Annotated in this window: 6 protein-coding genes; 5 read left to right on the top strand and 1 reads right to left on the bottom strand. The window is 56.7% G+C overall.

Translation table 11 applies throughout. The features are described 5' to 3' along the window. Nucleotides 1-158: 158 nt before the first annotated feature. Nucleotides 159-2,138, bottom strand: coding sequence for a transketolase (gene tkt, locus BDE01S_RS06560; protein WP_066079043.1), 1,980 nt, complete (start codon nt 2,136-2,138; stop codon nt 159-161). 313 nt (nt 2,139-2,451) lie between these two features. Between tkt and ccoG the strand changes: the two genes are divergently transcribed. From ccoG to argH, 5 genes are all read left to right on the top strand, one after another. Further along, nucleotides 2,452-3,957 carry a cytochrome c oxidase accessory protein CcoG gene (gene ccoG, locus BDE01S_RS06555; protein ID WP_066079039.1) on the top strand — a complete coding sequence of 502 codons (1,506 nt, stop codon included), beginning with the start codon at nt 2,452-2,454 and terminating at the stop codon, nt 3,955-3,957. 1 nt (nt 3,958) lies between these two features. Continuing rightward, complete coding sequence (locus BDE01S_RS06550) at nt 3,959-4,513, top strand: FixH family protein (protein ID WP_066079034.1); 555 nt, start codon at nt 3,959-3,961, stop codon at nt 4,511-4,513. A 127-nt stretch (nt 4,514-4,640) separates the two neighbouring features. Continuing rightward, nucleotides 4,641-5,189 (top strand): DUF2062 domain-containing protein, encoded by a 549-nt coding sequence (locus BDE01S_RS06545; RefSeq protein ID WP_066079030.1) that lies wholly within the window; start codon nt 4,641-4,643, stop codon nt 5,187-5,189. Continuing rightward, the gene (locus tag BDE01S_RS06540) at nt 5,182-5,727 is read left to right on the top strand and encodes a type IV secretion protein Rhs (protein WP_066079026.1); all 546 of its coding nucleotides are present in this window, start codon (nt 5,182-5,184) and stop codon (nt 5,725-5,727) included. Before BDE01S_RS06545 ends, BDE01S_RS06540 begins: the two co-directional genes overlap by 8 nt. A 90-nt stretch (nt 5,728-5,817) precedes the next feature. Beyond that, nucleotides 5,818-7,200 carry an argininosuccinate lyase gene (gene argH / locus BDE01S_RS06535; RefSeq protein ID WP_066079023.1) on the top strand — a complete coding sequence of 461 codons (1,383 nt, stop codon included), beginning with the start codon at nt 5,818-5,820 and terminating at the stop codon, nt 7,198-7,200. Nucleotides 7,201-7,378: the final 178 nt, after the last annotated feature.

Below are 7,378 nucleotides of genomic sequence, written 5' to 3'. Positions count from 1 at the left end.
CCTTGTCTCAATCTAAATTGAAACGACTATATTAATCAATCAAAGTTTAAAATCAGATACAAATAATTGTCAATTATATCAAAATAATAAAGGCCGTCTGAAAACCTGCCTGCGGTAAAGCGGCAGTTTTCAGACGGCCTTTTCTTTATCTGTTTAGATTACAAAACAGATTTCACGGTGTCCACCACATTTTCCACGGTAAAGCCGAAGAGTTTGAACAGCTCTTCCGCTGGAGCCGATTCGCCGAAGCAGTCGAGGCCGATGACTTTGCCGTTGCTGCCGACGTATTTGTACCAGCCGTCGGATACGCCTGCTTCTACGGCGACTTTCGGCAATTCAGACGGCAAGACGACGGCTTTGTAGGCAGCGTCTTGTTTGTCGAATACGTTGGTGGACGGCATGGATACGACGTTTACCGGCACGCCTTGTTCGGCCAATGCGGTTTGCGCGTTCAGAGCCAGTTCGACTTCGGAGCCGGTGGCGATGATGACGGCTTGTGCTTGACCTTTGGCCGCGCTGATGATATAGCCGCCGCGCTTAATGTCGGCCAGTTGCTGCTCGCTGCGCTCGATGTAAGGCAGGTTTTGGCGGCTGAAAATCAGGCTGGACGGGTGGTCGGCGGCTTTGGCGGCTTCCGCCCAGGCAACCAGCGATTCGGCGGTGTCGCACGGGCGCCATACGGCCATATTCGGAATCAGGCGCAGGGTGGCGGTTTGCTCGACGGGTTGGTGTGTCGGGCCGTCTTCGCCGAGGCCGATGGAGTCGTGGGTGAACACGAAGATCGGGTTGATTTTCATCAGCGAGGCCATGCGCAGGGCGTTGCGGGCGTATTCGCTGAACATCAGGAAGGTTGCGCCGAAAGGTTTGACGCCGCCGTGCAGTGCCATGCCGTTCATGACGGCGGCCATGCCGAATTCGCGCACGCCGTAGTGGACGTAGTTGCCGCCGTGTTCGCGGGTAAGGGATACGCTGTTTGACCAGTCGGTCAGGTTGGACGGCGTTAAATCTGCCGAGCCGCCGACAAATTCGGGCAACACTTCGGCCAGAATTTCGATGCTGTTTTGGCTGGCTTTGCGGGTGGCGATTTTCTCGGCTTTGGCGCACACTTCTTTCAAGGCCGTCTGAACGTGCTGTTCGAAGTTTTCCGGCAGTTCGCGGTTCATGCGGCGCACGAATTCGGCTGCTTCGGCCGGGAATTTGGCTTGGTATTGTGCGAACAATCCGTTCCACGCGGCTTCGAGTTTCTCGCCTTTTTCTTTGGCACTCCAAGCGTCGTAGATGTCTTGCGGCACTTCAAACGCGCCGTAGTTCCAGCCCAGATGTTTGCGGGTGGCTTCGATTTCTTCCGCACCCAAAGGTGCGCCGTGGGTTTTGTGGCTGCCTTCTTTAGTGGCAGCACCTTTGCCGATTAAGGTTTTGCAGCAGATGATGGAAGGTTTGCCGGTTTCGGCTTTGGCTGCTTCGACGGCGGCGGCGATGGCGGCGGTATCGTGGCCGTTGATGTTGGGGACAACATGCCAGCCGTAGCTTTCGAAGCGTTGCGGGATGTTTTCGGTAAACCAGCCATCTACTTTGCCGTCGATGGAGATGTTGTTGTCGTCATACAAAACAATCAGTTTGCCCAAGCCCAGCGTGCCCGCCAGCGAGCAGGCTTCGTGCGACACGCCTTCCATCAGGCAGCCGTCGCCCAGGAAAACGTAGGTATGATGGTCAACGATATTCAGGCCGTCTTTGTTGAATTCGGCGGCGAGGATTTTTTCGGCCAATGCCATGCCCACTGCATTGGCGATGCCTTGACCCAACGGGCCGGTGGTGGTTTCCACGCCGTCGGTGTAGCCGTATTCGGGGTGGCCGGGGGTTTTGCTGTGCAACTGGCGGAAGTTTTTCAAATCGTCAATCGAAACATTGTAGCCACTCAGGTGCAGCAGGCTGTACAAAATCATCGAAGCGTGGCCGTTGGACAAAACGAAACGGTCGCGGTTGTAGAATTTCGGATTGGCGGGGTTGTGGTTGAGAAACTGCGTCCACAATACTTCGGCCATTTCGGCCATGCCCATGGGCGCGCCCGGGTGGCCGGAATTGGCTTTTTGAACGGCGTCGGCGGAGAGGAAGCGGATGGCATTTGCCAGTTGAGACATGGTGAACCTTTCTTAGTCGGTAAAGGGCTGTGTTTTTCAGACGGCTTGATTATCGCTGTATTTGCAAAGCGATTCAAGGTATTCGGGCAAACTATATGACTCAAGTTTCCGGCAGCCGAAACTTTCGCCAAATCATAAAATAAAAAAGGCCGTCTGAAATCTGATACCGCCGGCTAAGCGGCAAGCGTGCAACCCTGCCCCGCGCGGCGGGTAATTTCACAATAAACGCCATAAAAATGATATGATATGCTTCTTAAGCGATAACGATAAGGCCGTCTGAAAATATACCGGCCATTGTTTTAAGGAACGCAACATGTCCACCGAAAAACCGGCACCAAACGATGCCCAACAGCCCCAATCCGCAGAAAATGCCTCTGCCGCTGCCAAACCCGCTGCGGCCAAATCAGCCAAAGCCAAAGGCAGCAGCGTGATTCAAATCCATCCCGCCGGCGAGCGTATTCATCCGAAAAAAGCCGAGGGGCGTTTTGCCAAGCTGAGGATTGCGGCGGTATTGGCCACGCAGTTTGTGTTTTACGTCATTCCGTGGTTCAACTGGAACAACCGCCAAGCGGTGTTGTTCGACATTCCCGAGCGCCATTTCTATATTTTCGGCCTCTCTCTGGGCATGGGCGATTTGATTTATATGGCGCTTTTGCTGATGATTTGCGCCTTCGGCCTGTTTTGGTGGACAACCATCGCGGGGCGGCTGTGGTGCGGCTACTCCTGCCCTCAAACGGTTTATACCGAAATCATGCTGTGGATAGACCATTTGGTCGAGGGCGACCGCAACAAGCGCCTGAAGTTGGAAAAATCACCGTGGAATTTCACAAAAATCCGCATCAAAGCCACCAAATACCTGCTGATTTTCCTGTTTGTCGCGTGGACGGGCATCACTTTTGCCGGCTGGTTCAACCCCATCCGCGAATTCGTACCCGCGCTGTTTAACGGCACGGCCGGCGGCGGTGCCATCTTCGCGGCGGCTTTTTACGGCTTTATGACCTTCCTGCTGGCACACGTGATGCGCGAAAAAGTGTGTCTGCACATGTGCCCTTACGCGCGTTTCCAAAGTGCGATGTTCGACCACGACACACTGATTATTTCCTACGATGCCGAGCGCGGCGAGCCGCGCGGCGCGCGTAAGAAAACCGCCGACAAGCAGTCCGAAAACCTCGGCGACTGCATCAACTGCACCATGTGCGTGCAGGTCTGCCCCGTCGGCATCGACATCCGCGACGGTCTGCAATACCAATGTATCGGCTGCGCGGCCTGTATCGACGCCTGCGATGAAATCATGGATAAAATGAATTATCCGCGCGGCCTGATCCGCTACACCACCGAGGGCGCGCTGAAACACGACTATGAAGAAAAAGACATCAAAAAACGCCTGCTGCGCCCGCGTGTGGCCGGCTACGGCGCGGTATTGGGCGTGGTCGTGATTGCTTTCTTAGTCGGCATTTCGCAGCGTGAGTCTCTGGAAGTGGATATCCTGAAAGACCGCGGCGTGATGGTGCGCGAAAACACCAAAGGCTGGCTGGAAAACTCATACAACCTGCGCGTGCTCAATTACAGCGAAAACGACCAAATCCTCACCGCCAAAGTCAGCGGCTTTGAGGAAATCGAGCTGACCGGCCTGCCCGAAGGCGGCCTGCGCATCCCCGCCCGCGAAACCGTTACCATTCCGGTGCAGGTATCGACCATTCCGGAATATGCTGACAAAGGCAGCCACCCCATCGAATTTGAATTTACCTACCGCGAAGCCACCGACGATGCCGGCAAACCGGGCGTATTGGTAGAAGAATCAACCTTTATCGGAGAATAATGTGTCTGAATCCAACAACACCAAACCCTGGTACAAACAGTTTTGGCCGTGGATGCTGATGGCCGGCCCGATTTTCGTGGTGCTGGCGAGCGTATCGATGTTTTTCGTGGCCAAAGCCAGCATGACCGACCTGGTCAGCGACGATTACTACAAAGACGGCAAACACATCGAAATCCAGCTTCACCGCGATGAAGAAGCCGTGAAACGCCATATCCGCGCCCAAGTCTTGGTCAGCCCCGACATGAATGCAGCCAAAGTGTTCGTCAGCGGCGACTTCGACTCCAAGCAGCCGCTCAATCTGCTGATGATGCATCCGGCCAAAAAAGCCGACGACCAAACCATCGCCCTGAAAGCCGTGTCGCCCGAGGGTAGCGTGCCTATGGAGTATGAAGCGGTGTTCAAACCGCTCGCCCATGCCAACCATTGGTATGTGCGCGTGGAAGACGGCGCAGGCGTGTGGCGCGTGGAAAACAAATGGATTGTCAGCCAGGGCAACGCCGTCAACCTGACACCTATGGACAAGCTGCTCGGCCATGCGGCTTCGCAAACCGAATAAACGCCGCAGCCGCGCTGGGTTCATTTTGAAAGCCGTCTGAAAAACCCGTTTTCAGACGGCCTTTAAACACCCCGCGCCGCCCCCATATCCCTTATCCGACTTTTTCCGCAAATTCCCGTTTTCCGCCATGCAGTCACCCCGTTTCAAACGCACCACCCTGCGCGACAAGCTGCCCGACCGCGAGCAGATTTTCGCTTCCCGCTGGACGCGCCCTTTCGCCCCCCTGTTCGACAAACCTTATTTTTGGACGCTCAACCGCCGACAGGCCGCGGTATCGGTGGCCGTCGGCATGTTTTGCGGCCTGATGCCAGGCCCGACCCAGATGCTTTCCGCACTGATTGTTGCCTACTTCTTACGCACCAATCTGCCCGTCGCCGCCTTTACCACCCTCTACACCAACCCCCTGACCTATATGCCGCTGTATTACGCCGCCTATAAAATCGGCTCGTGGCTGCTCGGCATCGAAGCCGCCGACAAGCTGGCCTTTCCCGATTGGTCAGACGCGCAGTTCTTCAGCGAACTCGGCGCCTGGCTGATGGGCGCGGGCAAACCCCTGCTGGTCGGCGTACCCGTATTGGGCGCAGTATTGGCCGCAGCAGGCTATTTCGCCGTATTGTTCGGCTGGCGGCTGCGCACCCGCCACCACTGGCGGCAGCGGAAAACCGCGCGTGAATAAGCCCCGCGGCCTGACCGCGCAGGAAACCGCAGCAGCCAAACAGATTTTTTCAGACGGCCTGGACTATGAAAAAATCCGCATCTACGCTGGCATTCCCGGCCTGCCCTCGCTCAATGTCGCCATCGCCCCACGCGGCCGCATTTATTTTCCCCGCCACAACTGCCCGCCCGACTTTATCGCCGCCGGCAGCAGCCATGCCATGTGGCTGATACACGAGCTGACCCACGTCTGGCAATACCGGCAAGGCTACCGCCCCTGGCTGGGCGGCCTGTGGCTGCTGTGTACGGGCGGCTATTTCCGCCGCAAAGCCTATGCCTGCCCGCCCTTGGCGCAGATAAGCAGCTTTGCCAGCCTGAATATGGAGCAGCAGGCCGAAGTGTTGGCGCATTATTACGCCGCCCGCTACCTGCCGCCCAATCCCCACACCTGCCGCCTGCCCGATTTGCAGGCGGTGTTGGCCGAATTCCTGCGCGATCCCAAGCAGCCCGGGCTGCTGCCGCACTATCTGCCCGCCTGCCGCCCGCGTCAGGCCGTCTGAAAACGCTTATCCGCGCGCGGCTTGGGGCGATTTATCGTATAATGGCCGCTTGGCAAGCCTTGTTTGTTTGATTTTTAAGTGAGTAACACTATGAGTAACGAGAAAACCTGGTCGGGTCGTTTCAACGAGCCGGTATCCGAGTTGGTGAAAAAATACACCGGCTCCATCGATTTTGACCAACGTCTGGCCAAATGGGACATCCAAGGCTCGCTGGCGCACGCGCAGATGCTGCAGCAGGCGGGCGTATTGAGCGAAGCCGACTTGGCCGCCATCCGCCAAGGCATGGCCGAAATCGCCGCCGACATCGAAGCCGGCCGCATCGAATGGTCACTGGATTTGGAAGACGTGCACATGAACATCGAGCGCCGTCTGACCGATAAAATCGGCGACGCGGGCAAGCGCCTGCACACCGGCCGCAGCCGCAACGACCAAGTGGCTACCGACATCCGCCTGTGGCTGCGCGACCAGATTACCGACATCCAAAGCCTGATTCAAAGCCTGCAGGCCGCCTTGGTGGATTTGGCTGAGCAAAACGCCGGCGTGGTGATGCCAGGCTTTACCCATCTGCAAGTGGCGCAGCCCGTATCCTTCGGCCACCATATGCTGGCCTATGTGGAAATGCTCGGCCGCGACTTCGAGCGCATGGCCGACTGCCGCAAGCGCGTCAACCGTATGCCTTTGGGCGCGGCGGCACTGGCGGGTACGACTTACCCGATTCAGCGCGAAACCACCGCCGAGCTGCTGGGCTTCGAACAAATCTGCCAAAACTCTTTAGACGCCGTGTCCGACCGCGACTTTGCGATTGAATTTACCGCCGCCGCCTCGCTGATTATGGTGCACCTGAGCCGCCTGAGCGAGGAGCTGATTATCTGGATGAGCCCGCGTTTCGGCTTTATCGACATCGCCGACCGCTTCTGCACCGGCTCTTCCATCATGCCGCAGAAAAAAAACCCCGATGTGCCCGAGCTGGTACGCGGCAAGTCCGGCCGTATCATCGGCCATCTGACCGGCCTGATTATGCTGATGAAATCCCAGCCGCTGGCCTACAATAAAGACAATCAGGAAGACAAAGAGCCGCTGTTCGACACCGTGGACACCCTGATTGATACTTTACGCATTTACGCTGACATGATGCGCGGCGTGACCGTCAAACCGGAAAACATGCGCGCCGCTGTGATGCAGGGCTTCGCTACCGCCACCGATTTGGCGGACTATCTGGTGAAAAAAGGCATGCCGTTCCGCGACAGCCACGAAGTCGTCGCCCAAGCCGTGCGCCATGCCGACGAGGCGGGTGTGGATTTGAGCGAGCTGCCGCTGGACGTATTGCAAGGCTTCTCAGACTTAGTGGCCGAAGACGTGTACAGCATCCTGACACCCGAAGGCAGCCTAAACGCCCGCAACCACCTCGGCGGCACCGCGCCCGAGCAAGTACTGCTGCAAGTCCGCCGCTGGCGCGAGCTGCTGGCCGGTTAAAACTCGGGGTATAACACAAGCCCGCCGCGCAAAAAGCCGTCTGAAAACGCCCGTTTTCAGACGGCTTTTTATGCCTAATCTCATCGTTAAATGTAAAAATCAAAAATATAGTCGAAACGTAAATTCTGATATAGTCGGAGAATAAATTCTGATACAAAGCGAGTCAGCGCCATAGCAG

Origin of the sequence: Bergeriella denitrificans NBRC 102155 (genome assembly GCF_001592185.1) — a bacterium.
In the GTDB taxonomy this organism is placed as follows: domain Bacteria; phylum Pseudomonadota; class Gammaproteobacteria; order Burkholderiales; family Neisseriaceae; genus Neisseria; species Neisseria denitrificans.
The sequence above is the reverse complement of the archived record's forward strand: the minus strand, read 5'-3'. Positions and strand labels throughout refer to the sequence as shown.